The sequence below is a fragment of the Dyella kyungheensis genome (genome assembly GCF_016905005.1).
In the GTDB taxonomy this organism is placed as follows: Bacteria; Pseudomonadota; Gammaproteobacteria; order Xanthomonadales; family Rhodanobacteraceae; genus Dyella; species Dyella kyungheensis.
The window spans coordinates 538,373-553,582 of sequence record NZ_JADIKC010000003.1; the positions used below are offsets into that span (position 1 = coordinate 538,373).

15 protein-coding genes and 1 tRNA gene are annotated in these 15,210 nt (G+C 60.8%); 9 read left to right on the forward strand and 7 right to left on the reverse strand.

The features are described from left to right. Positions 1–10 precede the first annotated feature (10 nt). Genes ISP20_RS07120 through ISP20_RS07145 form a run of 6 tightly spaced genes read left to right on the forward strand, consistent with a single transcriptional unit; the run spans position 11 to position 4,099 of the window. Positions 11–1,177, forward strand: a complete 1,167-nt coding sequence (locus ISP20_RS07120; RefSeq protein WP_239535415.1) for a flagellar hook-basal body complex protein — start codon at positions 11–13, stop codon at positions 1,175–1,177. 3 nt (positions 1,178–1,180) lie between these two features. Beyond that, on the forward strand, positions 1,181–1,954 hold the full coding sequence (locus tag ISP20_RS07125) for a flagellar motor switch protein FliM (protein ID WP_204635363.1): 774 nt from the start codon (positions 1,181–1,183) through the stop codon (positions 1,952–1,954). Beyond that, positions 1,951–2,256, forward strand: coding sequence for a FliM/FliN family flagellar motor switch protein (locus ISP20_RS07130; protein ID WP_204635364.1), 306 nt, complete (start codon positions 1,951–1,953; stop codon positions 2,254–2,256). The genes ISP20_RS07125 and ISP20_RS07130 overlap by 4 nt, the downstream gene beginning before the upstream one ends. A gap of 17 nt (positions 2,257–2,273) precedes the next feature. Then, positions 2,274–2,639: a hypothetical protein gene (locus ISP20_RS07135; protein ID WP_204635365.1), complete on the forward strand. Its 366-nt coding sequence runs from the start codon at positions 2,274–2,276 to the stop codon at positions 2,637–2,639. Continuing rightward, a complete protein-coding gene (fliP, locus tag ISP20_RS07140) occupies positions 2,636–3,379 on the forward strand; it encodes a flagellar type III secretion system pore protein FliP (RefSeq protein ID WP_338030974.1) in 744 nt (247 codons plus the stop codon). Before ISP20_RS07135 ends, fliP begins: the two co-directional genes overlap by 4 nt. Positions 3,380–3,382: 3 nt before the next feature. Then, on the forward strand, positions 3,383–4,099 hold the full coding sequence (locus ISP20_RS07145) for a sigma-70 family RNA polymerase sigma factor (protein WP_204635366.1): 717 nt from the start codon (positions 3,383–3,385) through the stop codon (positions 4,097–4,099). A gap of 278 nt (positions 4,100–4,377) precedes the next feature. Here the strand turns inward: ISP20_RS07145 and ISP20_RS07150 are convergent, their stop codons facing one another. The 3 genes from ISP20_RS07150 to ISP20_RS07160 all read right to left on the reverse strand — a co-directional run bounded on the left by ISP20_RS07150 (position 4,378) and on the right by ISP20_RS07160 (position 7,353). Beyond that, positions 4,378–5,274, reverse strand: coding sequence for an alpha/beta hydrolase (locus tag ISP20_RS07150; RefSeq protein ID WP_204635367.1), 897 nt, complete (start codon positions 5,272–5,274; stop codon positions 4,378–4,380). 316 nt (positions 5,275–5,590) lie between these two features. Continuing rightward, complete coding sequence (locus tag ISP20_RS07155; protein WP_204635368.1) at positions 5,591–6,358, reverse strand: hypothetical protein; 768 nt, start codon at positions 6,356–6,358, stop codon at positions 5,591–5,593. Next, positions 6,349–7,353, reverse strand: a complete 1,005-nt coding sequence (locus tag ISP20_RS07160) for a helix-turn-helix domain-containing protein (RefSeq protein WP_204635369.1) — start codon at positions 7,351–7,353, stop codon at positions 6,349–6,351. The genes ISP20_RS07155 and ISP20_RS07160 overlap by 10 nt, the downstream gene beginning before the upstream one ends. Before the next feature lie 232 nt (positions 7,354–7,585). On the opposite strand from ISP20_RS07160, the gene ISP20_RS07165 reads away from it, so the two are divergent. Together ISP20_RS07165 and ISP20_RS07170 are read left to right on the forward strand one after the other, a co-directional pair. After that, on the forward strand, positions 7,586–8,287 hold the full coding sequence (locus ISP20_RS07165; protein ID WP_204635370.1) for a hypothetical protein: 702 nt from the start codon (positions 7,586–7,588) through the stop codon (positions 8,285–8,287). A gap of 710 nt (positions 8,288–8,997) precedes the next feature. Then, on the forward strand, positions 8,998–9,342 hold the full coding sequence (locus tag ISP20_RS07170) for a hypothetical protein (RefSeq protein WP_204635371.1): 345 nt from the start codon (positions 8,998–9,000) through the stop codon (positions 9,340–9,342). A 710-nt stretch (positions 9,343–10,052) separates the two neighbouring features. Here ISP20_RS07170 and ISP20_RS07175 read toward each other — a convergent pair. The 3 genes from ISP20_RS07175 to ISP20_RS07185 form a co-directional block, all read right to left on the reverse strand. Continuing rightward, positions 10,053–10,622, reverse strand: coding sequence for a PIN domain-containing protein (locus ISP20_RS07175; RefSeq protein ID WP_204635372.1), 570 nt, complete (start codon positions 10,620–10,622; stop codon positions 10,053–10,055). Next, on the reverse strand, positions 10,622–11,350 hold the full coding sequence (locus tag ISP20_RS07180; RefSeq protein WP_204635373.1) for a hypothetical protein: 729 nt from the start codon (positions 11,348–11,350) through the stop codon (positions 10,622–10,624). The genes ISP20_RS07175 and ISP20_RS07180 overlap by 1 nt, the downstream gene beginning before the upstream one ends. 360 nt (positions 11,351–11,710) lie before the next feature. Continuing rightward, a tRNA-Val gene (locus ISP20_RS07185) sits at positions 11,711–11,785 on the reverse strand. A 132-nt stretch (positions 11,786–11,917) separates the two neighbouring features. On the opposite strand from ISP20_RS07185, the gene ISP20_RS07190 reads away from it, so the two are divergent. Then, a complete protein-coding gene (locus ISP20_RS07190; RefSeq protein WP_204635374.1) occupies positions 11,918–12,259 on the forward strand; it encodes a lipid-A-disaccharide synthase N-terminal domain-containing protein in 342 nt (113 codons plus the stop codon). A 239-nt stretch (positions 12,260–12,498) separates the two neighbouring features. Here the strand turns inward: ISP20_RS07190 and metH are convergent, their stop codons facing one another. Further along, a complete protein-coding gene (metH, locus tag ISP20_RS07195; protein WP_204635375.1) occupies positions 12,499–15,183 on the reverse strand; it encodes a methionine synthase in 2,685 nt (894 codons plus the stop codon). Positions 15,184–15,210: the final 27 nt, after the last annotated feature.

Here is a 15,210-nt window from a genome sequence, read left to right on the forward strand (position 1 = left end):
AGAGACCGTCATGCCTTCGATCATGCAGTCGCTGTACAACAGCGTGTCGGGAATGTTCACGTTCTCGCAGACGCTCAATACGATCAGCAACAACATCAGCAACATGAACACGCCCGGCTTTCGCGGGAGTGAATCGTTCCTTGAGAACGTGATGGGCGATGACGGCACCAAGGTGGCCGGTACGGGCGAGAACCTTTCCGAAGGTCAGATCGAGCAGACCAATACCAGCACCGACGTGGCGATCAACGGCGAAGGCCTGTTCATCCTCAAGGATTCGCAGGGCAACACGTACTACACGCGATCAGGGCAGTTTGAGTTCAACAGCGATGGCGTGCTCGTCGACTCGGTCAATAGTTACCAGGTGCAGGGATATGACGCCTCCGGTAACTATGGGTCGATCAACATCTCCGCTCTGAAAACGCTTCCTGCACAGGCGACGTCCAGCGTCAACATCACCGGCAACATCGCACCGGGCGATCCCTCGGAGAAGGTGAGCAACATCACTGTCTACGACGCGCAGGGAACGTCCCACGTACTCACTCTCACGCTGACCAACAACACGTCGAAGACGGCCGGAGACTGGCTTGCTTCGGTCACCGACAGCACGGGTGCAACGATCGGTACGGGCGATGTGCGCTTCAGCACGGCGTTCACCCCGGTGGCAGGTTTCAACACATTCACCATCAATCCCTCGCTGGGTGGCGCGTCTCAGGCGATCACCTTCAACTTCGGCACGCCCGGTGGACAAAGCGGTGCAACAGACATCCAGGGATCACCGACAAGTCTCGCCGCGCAGGTGGCGGACGGCCATGGCGTCATCGGCATTACCTCCTATGCCTTCGACCAGAACGGCGTGGTGCAGCTGACCTATGCCGACAGCGAGGTGAAGGCGGGTCCCCAACTGGCCCTGGCGTCCTTCGAGGACGAGCGATCGCTGCAGGCCATTCAGGGGAACCTGTACACGCCTCCGTCCGACCAGACGGCCCAGATCGGTCGTGCGAATACGGGCATCCTCGGTGGTATCGAGGGAAGCAGCCTCGAGATGTCCAACGTGGACCTCACGCAGGAGCTTGCCGAGATGATCGTCATCCAGCGTGGCTACCAGGCCAGCTCGCGTGTGATGACCGTATCGGGCGACATGCTGCAGCAGCTCTACGACTCCACGCGCGGAAGCTAAGGCATGACAGAGCTCAGGTTTGGATGGTTGAGCGAGTCGCGGCGCGCCGCGTTGCGATCGCTCATTGCGAGCGAAGTGCTGCAATGGTCGCGTGACTGGTGCATTGGGCATTCCGTAGCGCAGGTCGACGTTCGCGCTGCCGACCCGTGGGACGGCGACGTCGCCAAAGAACGTTTGCGCGGCGTCGATGGTGCCGCCGGCACGTTGGCATTTCTGCTCGAAGAGAGCACCGAAAGATCGTGGGGAACCCATTTGTCAGCGTTGCCGCCTGCCGACGAATCAGCGTTGGCGGCGAGTCTTGGCGCGGAATCCCTGCAGGACCTCGCGGCACGATTGCTTCGACGGGCCGGCGTGCGCGATCCACTCGAGCTGAGTGATCTGACACCCGCTCGCGCCTTGTCCGCTGAGTGCTTCGGCGCTTACGCGGCAACCATCGAAGTGGCGGACGTTGCCTGGAACGTGGCGCTGGATCGTCGTCTAGCCGACAGGCTTGCCCCGCCGGAGCCCTCCAAACCGGTGTTGCTCGCTTCGCGCGATGCGGCGGTGGGGAACACGGCTGTTTCGGTAAGCGCGGTCATGACGTTTGGAAGCGTGAGCCTGGCCGCTATCACGGGCCTGCGCGTGGGGGAAATTCTGGTCGGAGACCGCGAACTGCACCAGCCCGTCGAGGTTCGTGTAGGCACTCGCGGGGCGATAGCCATCGGATCACTCAAACAGCAGGCGAAGAAACGCGCCATCACCCTGACCGGACCTCATGCCAAGGAATCACATCCATGAATGATCTAGTTGTAGCACCCATCGAACTCGAGGAAGCGACGGATAGCGTTGCCGGCAGCGGAGCACTCTTTCATCGCGACCTATCCATGCTCGGCCATGTGAACGTGAAGCTGGACGTCCATCTCGGCAACGCCGAGGTGAGCGTTGATCGTCTGTTCTCCATGGCCAAGGGCGAAACCCTGGTGCTGGATGCCTCGCTCGATGCGCCGGTCATCCTGCAACTGGATGGCAAGCCGATCGCACGAGGGCAGCTCCTGGCCGTAGGCGATCATTTCGGCCTGAAGATCACCGAAATCCTGTGACGTCCGGAGCCTGACGCATGCTGTTGTTTTTCGCCGCCACCGCGCTGACGGATCCGGCCATTCCCTATCGAACGACGCCTGCCGTGCCGGCAGGCAGTCTCGCCTCATCCCTGGTCATCGTCGGTGTGGTTCTGGTTGCACTTGTCGTCGCTGCCGCTTACGCGCGGCGTCGAGGCTGGATGGCGAAGCTTGGGGTGAGCGCGAAGACGTCGCCGACCGACGGTATACAAGTGAATGCCTCTTGCCGGTTGAGCATGAGTTCCACCGCCTATGTGCTCCGCTACAAGGGCAAGGAGTTCCTCGTGGTGGAAAGCGCACGTGGGACGAACGCCACCGTCGCCAACATGGATGGCAGTGCATCCCCGGAAGGAGTGATCCAGTGAAGGGAATCCACAAAGGCATGCTTCTGGGCGCCGCCGCCGTCGCCTGCCTCGCTTCCGGCGTCGCGTGGTGCGACCCCGTGCAGGACGCCATGCAACACGCCATGGGCGATGACTATTCGCCCATCCTGCGCTCGTTCCTTGTCTTGTCGGCGCTGTCATTCATCCCGTTGCTGGTGATCTCGCTAACGTCATTCACGCGCATCGTCGTGGTGCTTTCGTTGCTGCGCAGCGCACTCGGCTTGCAGCAGACGCCACCGAACAGCGTCCTTGTCACGCTCGCGATCTTCCTCACGTTGTTCGCGATGAATCCCGTTTTCCAGGCGGCCAAAGAGAAGGGCGTGGACCCGTACGTCAGGCATGAGATCCCCGCGGACGCCGCCATGATGCGCACATTCGAGCCGTTCAAGGTGTTCATGATCAGGCAGACGAGGGAGGAAGATCTCGCCGCGGTCGTGCGCATGACGCGAAAGCCACTTCCGAAGACCATGGATGACGTACAGCCGCTTCAGCTTGTACCCGCATTCATGCTCAGCGAGCTTCGCACTGCATTCCAAATTGGCTTCGTCATCTTCCTTCCATTTCTTCTCATCGACCTGGTTGTTGCGGCCATCCTGATGGCGCTTGGCATGATCATGCTCCCGCCGTCGACGATCAGTCTGCCCCTGAAGATATTGCTGTTCCTGCTCATCAATGGGTGGACCTTGACGGCACAAGCGTTACTCAGCGGATACAACGTCTAAGCAATGGAAGCCATCGCTCTGGAGGCCACGGAACTTTCGTTGTGGCTGAAATTGCGCGAAGCGGGCGACCCCATGGCGCGCGACGCCTTGATCGTTAAGTACGCACCCTGGGCTCGAAATGTCGCGCGCGGCATCTACGTACGTGTGTATCTCCTCAGAGATGCATGGGAAGATTGCGCCCAGAACGCTCTGATCGGCTTGATGGAGTCGATAGACCGCTTTCAACCCGACCGTGGTGTGAGCTTCCAACTCTATGCCCGGCATCGTGTACGGGGAGCCGTGTTCAACGGTCTTCGCCTTATCAAGGAAGATCTGGCGAAGGCCGCGCGACGCACGGATGACGATGTCCGCGACAGGACCGATTCGCTACTGGATTCCGGCAACGACTCGATCGACCCACTGGAGAGCTTCGTGTCGATGACCGTTGGCCTGGGGCTTGGCTATTTGCTGGAGTCCAACTCCGTTCCAGACTCGGCAGAGGCTTCGGACGCTTATTCCTTCCTGGAGCGTGAACAGCTCTCGCGGGCAGTAGTTACGGCACTCGATCAATTGCCGGAGCGCGAGCATCTCATTCTGGTGATGCATTATTTCCACCATGCGCCATTCGTGCAAATTGCCGACGAGCTCAAGGTGACGAAGGGCCGTGTCTCTCAATTGCACAGGCAGGGCTTAAATAGGCTTCGGGAAAGCCTTGGAAAGCAAATGAACGAAAATTTATAAAGTGTGAATGTTTTGGGCTCGGCAGCTGCTGTAGCCGCACGCCCGACTCGTTGAGCTCCGCCAAGGCAGTGATGACTGCTGAGGCAACACCAGAGGGCTATCGTGACGCAGATATGCTGCTCGATGGAAAGCCTCCTACGACAAAGGTTCGCCGCTGAGTTCCGCTAATGCCCCAATGCGGACATCCGATTTGACCAGGAAGGTCTATCTCAGCCTCGAGCGCCTCACAAACCGATAGGACCTTCGCGTCCTCGTGTACGGCAATTAGCCGTCCGTTCTCACTGATCGGATACGCGGTCGACGATCCACTCGATGATCGCGTCGAATCTTTCTTGATCGAGTGCGTGTTCGCGGTCGACGCGGAGCTCGGTGATGAAGTCGTTGGCGATCTTGGCCACGACTTTGTCTGCATCCCGCGAATACTTGTCCTTCGTGCCCGACACAACCATGGTTGGCCGAGGTCCGATGGCTGAAAGAACATCGTGTGTGTCGAGCAGGCGTGTGAGTCCGGGCACAGTCTCGAAGAGGGTGATGCCGGTGCCTTCCCGGCGGCGCGTCTCGAAGCTGCACACGGCACCGCTGATGCACGCCCACCGGCATCGCGGATCCAATGCCGCGTGGTAGAGGGCCGTATAACCGCCGTACGAATGTCCTGCCACGCCCACGAGCCGCTCGTCTACTCCGGCCACTTCGAGCAAAACGCTCAGGGCCCGTTGAGCGTCATCCAGGCACTTCCTCATCAGCAGGTCGCCATCAAGCAATCGGTAGCTCATGGAGTTGTAGTGCTGAAGCCAATCGTAAAGATCCGGTTCTACGCCCCGAACCGCTGCTCGTCGATCCTCGAACGAGATAGAGTCCGGTGCCAACACAACGAGGCCTCTACGGGCGAGTGCCGGCCCGAAGGCTTGAAAAGCGTGGCCCACATCGCCCGCCACCTCGCTCTTGCCAAAGTGGAACTCCCCATTGTGTTGATGAAAGACAACCACTCCGCCGAGAGTGTCTCGGCCCCTCGGCGTGAATAAGAAGGCCGGGATGAGGTCACCTTCGAGTCCCCGGTACTCGATGCGTTCCCTAGCGAATCCGTCAGCCTCAACGACGGGGCCTCGTTCGAACGCCACCGGTACAGGGTCCGCAAGCGCCAGGCGCTCTCGAAGCTTCGTAATGAGATCGGTCATGGTGGGCAATAGTAGCTTGCGATGGGGATGGCACCTAAGCCGGCCCTCGGAACGCTCAACAGTCCGTTCAAAACAAGCAAAACGACGGAACGGCTGCCTGTCCAGGTACCGACGTCTACGAGTCACTTGAAGAATGGGGCTCGAAAGTCATGGCTCCCGGGCAAGATGAGCGACAAACGGGACAGAGGTAGTTAAGTTCCACCACCCTTGGCGAAGTTAACTGCCTCCATCCCGTGTGCTTGTCGCCTCAGGCGAGCCAAGGGCGTTGGAGCATGGGCGTGTCTGCGTTGGACGGGTGTGGCGCGGTGGTCGCGCTCTACTGCGTACCGAACGTGCTGGCCACGCGCCCGAGCGCCTGGTCGAATCGGGCGCGGCTTTCAAACGCGGTCATGTCGGCATCGGACAGCGCGGCGGTTCGCTCCAGGAAGCGACGCATGCTTGCGGCCATGCCAGGTGGCAGGGAAACCGCGCGATCAGGCGTCAGCAGTTCCGAGAGGCGTACGACGTCCTTCAGATGCTTGCGGATATTGGTCGAGTCGATCTGCTCGCCAGCGTCGCGCCGATCGCTCAGCTCCATCCAGGCCTGCGCCTTGAGTGGAATCAGACGGTCCTGGTCGATCAACGGCACGCCACCAATCTCGGTGCGCCCCTCCAGCAAGAAGTGGTAAGCGTCGTCGTCGAGCAGGATGGCCGACAGGCTTTCGACCTCATCTTCGATCGGGATCGGCGTCAGGCCATTCGCCTCGCGCAGTGGATGAAAGAGGTCGGGCTGGCGGGCGAACAGCTCGAGCAGTTTGGGAAAACCTTCCTGCGTCGGCTTGCCGAAGCGATAGAAGCAACGCTTGCCGTCACCCTGGTGGCGCACGGCGTATCCGCCCGCCTCGACGAAACGCCAGAACTCGTGGACGAACTCCGCATCGATCGCCTCGACGACGAGAACGATGTCCAGATCTTTGGTGGCGCGGAACGCGAGACCGGCTTCCTCCATCACGGTGCTGGCCGCGCAGCCGCCGATGAGCACGTACTTATCGCGGTGTGGGGTGAACCACTCGGCGAACCGATCCAATCCGGGAATCACGGCCATAACTTCTCCTCCAGTTCCTTGAGGGCCAGCTCAATGCGTTCGTCCTTGCTGCCCTCCAAGGTGAGGATGAGCGACAAAGGGTCCACCATTTGAGCGTCGGTCCCCAGGGGAGGCGGGTACGCCCAGATCTCGACCGCATCGCGTGCGTCCATCGCATCGTCGGACGCCATGACGTCGCGCGGAAGCGACGTCCATTCCGCCTGGCTAATGGCCCAGTCACGCCGGTGTGGGTGGCCCAACATGGTGGCCTCGGAAAGCGCGCTCAGGCCGGCGACGGTGAGACGATGCTCCACGTCCTGAATCGCTCCGGCGCGCGGATACTCCACGCGCACGATAGGGTTGCGCATGAGCGGTTTCGCTTGTTCCCAGGCCGCCTGTCGATCATGGGCCAGTGCGATGAGATTCGCGCGGTCCTGTTTCTTGGTTTGGATCAGCCCGGTCGCCTCCAACTCGCGAACCGCACGCGTTGCCGTGATGGGCGCATAGCCGAGTTCGCGGGCCACCTGCGACGCCTGTACGAAGTCCTTTCCCGAATGGAGAATCATGGTGATGAGCAGCGCCTGGGCGGACGGCGACAGACCTGCCGTCGGCGCTGGCGCCGATGCAAACTTTTCGCGCAGGATCAGCCCGAGCGACGGAGCGTAGAACTGGCTGTCGGGAACGACGAACTCGATACCGGCATCCATCAGGCGTTGGCGCTGAGGCCCGCTGACGCGATCAATGGCGTAGAGGACACGGGGCCCCAGCGCCAGCAGCCGAAGGATCATCTTCTGGGTATCGACGACGCTGCGGACGGCGGTTGCCGCCGCGACGATGATGTCTTGGTCGGCCACCGGCAGAACGAACAGGTCAAACAGGTCGGTCAGGTAATGCGGCAACCCGCGCTGCCATTCGTCGGGGAGCGGGCGCGGGTACCCGACCAGCCCGGGAAGAACGGTCCGGAGATAGGTTTGGGTACGCCAGGCGAGCTGGGTCGTGGTGGCTGTCTTTACCATATGTCGACGACTTTACCATGGCTAATGGTAGAGTGTGCAATTAGATGGTAAATAGCTGATTTTTGAGTATAAAATTGAGATGTTGCGCGTCGCGTCGACCTCGCCAACGCCAGCCCCGCCAGATGGCCGGCAACATGCGACACGACAAAATGGGGAGGTAGTTGAGTCCCTCCGCCATTATTGGAATTAACTACCTTCGTCCCGTTTGCTATGAGGCACCAGGGGGTGCTCAATGAAGAACGCCATCGGTGTTGCAGTAGTGGCCTGCGTACTGGCCGGTCTGGCACAGGCAAGTCCAGGCGTGTCTGCTCGATCGCCTGTCTCATATCAGGCGCCTGCTTCATGGAAGCGGATAAGCGACGATGGCACGAGCACGCAAAGTGAGAGTGCCATGTTCGAAGTCACGGATGGTGTCAGTTCGAAAGACCCTCCCGTGGTGATGATCCGAACCTACAAGCAGCCCGCAGGGCTCCGAATGGACAACATCGATCTCGTTCAGGCGGCCAAGAAAATCACTCCTGGCGGCGTGCCCATCAGTTGTGCGGACGATGGGTCGAGTTGGCGAACGTGCATCTTTCTTGGCCACGTCGACGGCAGCAAAGTGATCGTGCTCTATCGCATTGGAGTGCAGGACGGCTACGTTGCGGAAGAGGCGTTCCTCTTTCCCTTGGCTGCTGCCGAGTCCGATGAGTTGGCACTGCTGACCGTCAACGGGCAGGAGCAGCAGCAGGGGCGGACAACGGGGGTCTATGCGCCACTCCACAGCACTTACAAGACGATCTCACTCTTCAACGAATTCACGAAGACGCTGAGCATCAACGGGCCGGCTCCGTTCAATGCCAAGGCCGTCATGGGCAGACCGCCAGAAGGAGCGCGCCCGACCGTTTATCGGTGGACGGGTAACCCAGCCAGCTCCAACTCCCCTGGCGGCTGACAATTACGACGACGCGGGCCAATGCATAGCAGTCCGCTTTCGGCCCGGAGCGGACAGAAGCTCCCGCCGCAAACATTCGAGTTTCTCTTCGCGATGCAGACGATCCGACCAATATCACTCGATGAAGTAGCCGTCTTGGAGCGAGCACTCCAAGTCGGCTGTAGCCCTGGACCATCGGAAGCGGTTTTAGCGTCGATCACTGATCTTCGGGTAACGGCTTCTTGCGAGTGCGGTTGCGCAACCGTTTGGTTCGGCCCTAAGGGTGACGCGGCAAAGGGCGTCAGGGCCGCTGACGTATGCGGCACTTGGAGAGACCAAACCATTGAAGTGATCGTTTGGGTGGATGACGATCAAATCGTCGGACTTGAGTTGGTTGGGGCAGGTGCGGTTGGTTTGCCCGATCCTGCCTCCGTGCGCCCGTATGAAGAGTATTTCCGGGCACCTTTGGGCTAGGTGGGAGCGTCCACCTCCGACCCGGCGCGGACATTTGTCAGCCCCAAGCCCTCACGCTCGCCTGCGGTCGCGCGGACATCCATCTCGCCCAACCCTGACAGACGATGACAACCCTGCTTGTTAGGGTCAGTCGGTCACTCGCGCTGTCTGCTTCAAGGCTTGGCGGGTGACCATGACTACCAAGTCATGAGGCGCGGGCCGTGAGTGCTAGAACACCCACGACCCGCTAACCATCACCAACTCTAAGGAAGTTGATCATGGCTACCCACGATCATACGGGACGCATTCGCTCGTCCGTTCCCCCTGACGACACCCTCACTCCTCCGCCTGATGACTCGCCATCCACGGCGGCGGCATGGCCCGAAACCCTGCGTCATAGCACTCGCGGTGACATCGCCCTGGCGGTGCTCACCCTCACGCGTCTGCGTGTCGACAGCGAGCAGTGCCGCGTTGCTCAGGCGCGTGGATTCCCCGGCAGACCGCTGCCATGGCCGCTTCCCGTGGCCGTCACGGCCAGCCTGGGCACGGCGATCCACTGCCTCCAGCAGTACGCCCGCCTGCTCGGTAACGAGCCCAGGGTGAACACCACACGCCTCCGATGATCGCCGTTACGGCGCATCGGCCGGCATGGCGATGCGCCTCTTTCGGGCAATCACCGACGAAGCTGCCAAGCATTCACTGACACGGAGCGCTGTAAGCGCTGAGCCGCTGCGCGGCCGTGTCCGACAGGGAGAACAGTTATGGAACTGATCCAGCTCACCCCGCACTCGGAAGTAGACCCCTCGCAGCCCCTGCGAGCCCCCGGCGACATCTTGCTGCACGCCTACCTCATCCCCAACGCCCTCAACCCCGCCTAACTTGCCCGTCGCTCCGGCATCCCCTCCGATCACATCAAAGCCTTCATCGCCGACACCCACCCCATCACCCCCAAGACCGCGCTACGCTTTTCCCTCATCTTCGACACCACTGCCTTTTATTGGCTGGCACTTCAGGCCCGGTACGATCTGGAAAGGGCGAAGCCTGTGATCCGCGCCTATCGTCCGCTCGTGGAATAAGCGAGTTTGAAAGCAAAACGGGGTTGGTTCATTTCTCGTCGTCCGGAAAGTGAGCCTGACCCCGTTATTGAGTGGGGGGAGTGAAAATGTTCGCTCTCTTCGCGCCTAAATAACGCGCGTGAAGTTTTTTGACGTGTCCGCGCGTTAGAAAAGAAAACTGCATCTAACGTGGGTGGCACTGCTGAGCGAACCAACCACCTGCGCCGAGTGAATATCGATGACGCCCTACACACCGGTTGTGAGGGCGCAACAGCCGACTACGCCGAAGGCTGTTGAGGCTCTACCACTGGTGCCGACGGTGCATCTAGTTCGGGCTGAGGCAAATCCAGCTCGCCTTGCGGAGGCTCTGGCGGCAGGGGAAGGTCCTGCATTCGCACCGTCTTCAAACCATTCGCCGTTGCCCTGCCGATCAACTGCTTGTCGTCGGTATAAAGCGTGTGTGCTCCGATAACCTTGGCGATGGCAAGAATCTGGCGGTCGAATTTCACCTTGGCCTTGGTCTCCTTTGGCCCCTGCTTCTTTTGCAGCGCAGGGTCATTTAGGCAAGCACATTCAATAGCTGCAATCTGGTCGAACGCGACCACAGCGAAGGCAGCAGACTGATTGATCTCACCGAGCAGTTGGACCTTTCCAGATCCCACGCTCACCATGAGCTCTGCGAGCACAGGGGTAGGCACAACAACACGGATGCCCGCGCCACTTAGGTTCTTGAGCAATAGCTCCACACGCTCCCGGCATTTCGGGATTGGCTGACCATCATCTCCAAGCGGGCCCCGCGCGTCGGGCTGGAGGATGAAGAGAAGGGTTGCGGTGTCAACGACGACCATCAGTCTTCATCCCTCTCTTGCTCGATCCGTTGCCATGCGTCAGGCAGCCAGGTCTCAGAAGCTGGGAGGGCCCGAATCCGGCCCAACGCCTCCAATAGCGTCTCCGCGCGAAGTTCTTCAAACTGGTGGGCCTTCAACGCATCGAAGGACCATTCACCATCATCGTTCCGGGTCGCGCGTACGGTACCGGTCAGACGGATTACCCCCTCAAAGAGATGGGGCGCAAGCTCGCGCGCCAGTCCTCGGGACACCTCGAAGTTCCAGGTTTGTCCATCGGCATCTTGGATAGAAGCGTGTGCGGTTTTATCTTTTCCGCCGACACGGACCAACTGTCCGTCACGGGAGAACGCTTGAGTGAACGGTCCCAGTTTCGGGGGGCGCGCCTCCTTGCGTCCAGGAAACGCAAGGACGTTGCTGTTGTTGAGCTTGAGCGTACCTTCAGCGTTATCGCTACGTAGCATCTCATTGAGCTTCCGGTAGCGATCACCTCTCGTGCCTCGGACTCCCATGCGCGCTTCATTAACGTTATCGCGAACTTTGGTAACGGCTGGCCGCTCCACTTTCACAGCCAGCTTGGCGCTACCCTTCGTGATTTTCTCGAAGTGGACGTTGCCCTCTTCGCCCAGCATAGCGGCCAACTCGGCCATATATGCCGCCAACCGAGCCATTGGGATGGTCTCGGGGGTGAATGCATCTATGCGAAAAACGTAGCGATCATCGTCCAGCATAGGCGTCTCTTATGAGGCGGGGCGGGTCCACACGAAAGCACGAAGTCATCGCACCGACCGAGACCTTCGTCTTCATGTTGCCCCCGTGCCCAAAAGTGCTGTTGCGCGATGCTAGGTTAGATCGCAGACGGCGATGGCGCTAGTGGAAAGAAATGGTGTCAGGGACAATTTGACCGGACGCTCCCGGCGAGATGCGACCGGAAATGGCGGAAATGGTGTCAGGGACAATTGTGGCCGGGCATGCTCCCCAGCGAAGTCCAGCCGGCACCCGAAGCGGCTTCATATCCCCGATCGCAGACAACAAAAAAAGGCCCCATCTCTGGAGCCTTTCAAGTCCCGTCTCAACAACGGGTTATTCGATGGTGGGCGATGCAAGGATCGAACTTGCGACACCTGCCGTGTGAAGGCAGTGCTCTACCGCTGAGCTAATCGCCCGCCGAGCGCGCAAATATACGAGGAGCGGCGGGGGAGGTCAAGCGTCGGACCTGAAAAAAGTCCCCCGGATGGCAGGCGATTGAAAGGTGGGCGAGTACAATATCCGGCTTTTCAGCTATCGGCCTGCCGTCCATGGACTTCCTGACCCACGAACTCAGCCACGTCCTCGAAGCCCTGCGCCGCTTCGAACTCACGCCCTGGAAGATGGTGGGTCTGGCGGGCTCGATCATGTTCACCAGCCGCTGGTTCGTGCAGCTGTATTACACCCGCAAGCTGAAGCGGGTGGTGATGCCGCTGTCGTTCTGGTGGTTGTCGGTGGTCGGGAGTGCGCTGCTGCTGTCGTACTTCATTTTTGGCAAGAATGACTCGGTGGGCATTCTGTCCAACTTTTTCCCGGCGTTTGTGTCGATTTACAACCTCGTTGTGCATATGCGCGAGGTGAGGCGGCGGGATTTGGTGGAGAGTGAGGTTTGAGGGGCTGAGGGGATGCCTGGGGGAGCGCTTTTGTGCGCGACGGCCGGGCGGAGCGGGTAGTGCGGTGCGGTGCTGTCGCGCACAAGTGCGCTCCCACAAGGGTGGGGGGAGTTGGTGGGTTGGGTTTTAGCGGATCGTCTGTGGGAGCGCACCTTGTGCGCGACAATCCTGCGGAGCGGTACATCGTGGCGTGGCAGTCGCGCACAGGGTGCGCTCCCACAGGTTGCTTTGCGCGGTGATTAGTCTGGGTCGTAGTCCAGGTTTGGCGCGAGCCAGCGTTCCGCTTCCTCGCGGGTCCAGCCTTTGCGCTTGGCGTAATCGTCGACCTGTTCGCGGGTGAGGCGGCCCACTACGAAGTATTGGCTGTCCGGGTGCGAGAAGTACCAGCCGGAGACGGCGGCGGTGGGGAACATGGCGTAGCTGTCGGTGAGTTCGATGCCGGTGTTGTGGGTGGCGTCGAGCAGTTTGAACAGCATGCCTTTCTCGGTGTGGTCCGGGCACGCCGGATAGCCGGGGGCGGGGCGGATGCCGCTGTATTTCTCGTCGATGAGTGCGCTGTTGTCGAGTGACTCTTCGGGCATGTAGCCCCAGAATTCGCGGCGCACGCGTTCGTGCAGGCGTTCGGCGAATGCTTCGGCCAGGCGGTCGGCCAGGGCCTTCAGCAGGATGGCGGAATAGTCGTCGTGAGCGGCTTCGAAGCGGGCGACGTGCGCGTCGATGCCGATGCCAGAGGTGACGGCGAAGCCACCGAGCCAGTCCTGCTTCTTCGCGGATTTGGGGGCGATGAAGTCGGAGAGGCAGAAGTCGGGGCGTTCGGCGGGTTTTTCGGCTTGTTGGCGGAGGTGGTGGAGGGTGCGGTTGTCGCCATCCTCGCGTCGCAGCACGATGTCGTCACCGTTTGAGTAAGCCGGCCAGAAGCCAATCACGCCGCGCGCGGTCAGCCACTTTTCGGCGATCAATTTATCCAGCATTGCCTGCGCGTCGTTGAACAGTTCCGTCGCCTGCTTGCCCACGATCTCGTCGCTGAGAATGGCGGGATAACGTCCGGCCAGTTCCCAGGCGTTGAAGAACGGCGACCAGTCGATGTACCGGCGCAGTTCGGCCAGGTCGTAGTCGTTGAACACGGTGATGCCGGGCTGTTTGGGCTGCGGCGGTTCGTAGTTGGCCCAATCGGTGGTGTAGCGTTGTCCGCGCGCCTTTTCCAGCGAGACCAGCGACTTTGCGCTGCCGCGATTCTTGTGGCGCTCGCGCACTTCGGCGTATTCGGCCTGCACCTTGGCGATGAAGTTGTCGACCAGTTCCTTGCTCAACAGCGACTGCGCCACGCCCACGGCGCGCGAGGCGTCCTTCACCCACACGGTGGGCGATTTGTAGTGCGGGTCGATCTTCAACGCGGTGTGTGCGCGTGACGTGGTAGCGCCGCCGATCATCAGCGGGATGGTGAAATTCTGGCGCTGCATTTCACGCGCGACCTGGCTCATTTCCTCCAGCGACGGCGTGATCAAGCCGGAGAGGCCGATGATGTCGGCGTTCTCGGCAATGGCGGTTTCCAGGATCTTCTGCGTGGGCACCATCACGCCCAGGTCGATCACGTCGAAGTTGTTGCAGCGGAGCACCACGCCGACGATGTTCTTGCCGATGTCGTGCACGTCGCCTTTGACGGTGGCCATGACGATCTTGCCGTTGGACTTGCCGGCGTCGCCGGTGCGCGCCTTCTCTTCCTCGATGTAGGGAATGAGGTGGGCCACGGCTTTCTTCATCACGCGGGCGGATTTCACCACCTGCGGCAGGAACATCTTGCCGGCGCCGAACAGGTCGCCGACCACGTTCATGCCGTCCATCAGCGGGCCTTCGATGACGTCGAGCGGGCGCGAGGTTTCCAGGCGCGCGGTTTCGGTGTCTTCGACCACGTATTGATCGATGCCGTGCACCAGCGCGTGGCTGAGGCGTTCGCGCACCGGCTTGTCGCGCCAGGCGAGGTTCTCGACGACGACTTCGCCTTTCTTCGCCTTGAACCTGTCGGCGATTTCCAGCAGGCGCTCGGTGGCGTCAGCGCGGCGATTGAGCACCACGTCTTCGACGCGCTCGCGCAGATCCTCGGGCAGGTCGTCGTAGATCATCAACGCGCCGGCGTTGACGATGCCCATGTCCATGCCCGCCTTGATGGCGTGGTAGAGGAACACGGAGTGAATCGCTTCGCGCACCATGTTGTTGCCACGGAACGAGAACGACACGTTCGATACGCCGCCCGACACGTGCGAATGCGGGAAGCGGCGCTTCAACTCGCGCGTGGCTTCGATGAAGTCCACCGCGTAGTTGTTGTGTTCCTCGATGCCGGTGGCGATGGCGAAGATGTTCGGGTCGAAGATGATGTCTTCGGGTGGAAAATCGAGCCTGGTGGTGAGCAGTTCGTACGCGCGCGAGCTGATTTCCACCTTGCGTTCGCAGGTGTCGGCCTGGCCTTGTTCGTCGAACGCCATCACCACCACGGCGGCGCCGTACTGCTGCACCTTGCGCGCGTGTTCGAGGAAGACTTCTTCGCCTTCCTTCATCGAGATGGAGTTGACGATGCCCTTGCCCTGCAGGCAGCGCAGGCCGGCTTCGATCACCGTCCACTTGGAGGAGTCGACCATCACCGGCACGCGGGCGATGTCGGGCTCGGCGGCGATCAGGTTCAGATAGCGCGTCATCGCGGCTTCCGAATCGATCAGGCCTTCGTCCATGTTGACGTCGATGATCTGCGCGCCGTTGGCCACCTGCTGGCGCGCGACGTCCACGGCTTCTTCGTAGCGTTCTTCCTTGATCAGCTTGCGGAACTGCGCCGAGCCGGTGACGTTGGTGCGTTCGCCCACATTGACGAACAGCAGGTCGGGCGTGATGACCAGCGGTTCAAGGCCGGAGAGTCGGGTGTAGCGAGGCATCATGCGTTGTCCTCCTCTCCCTGGCGGGGA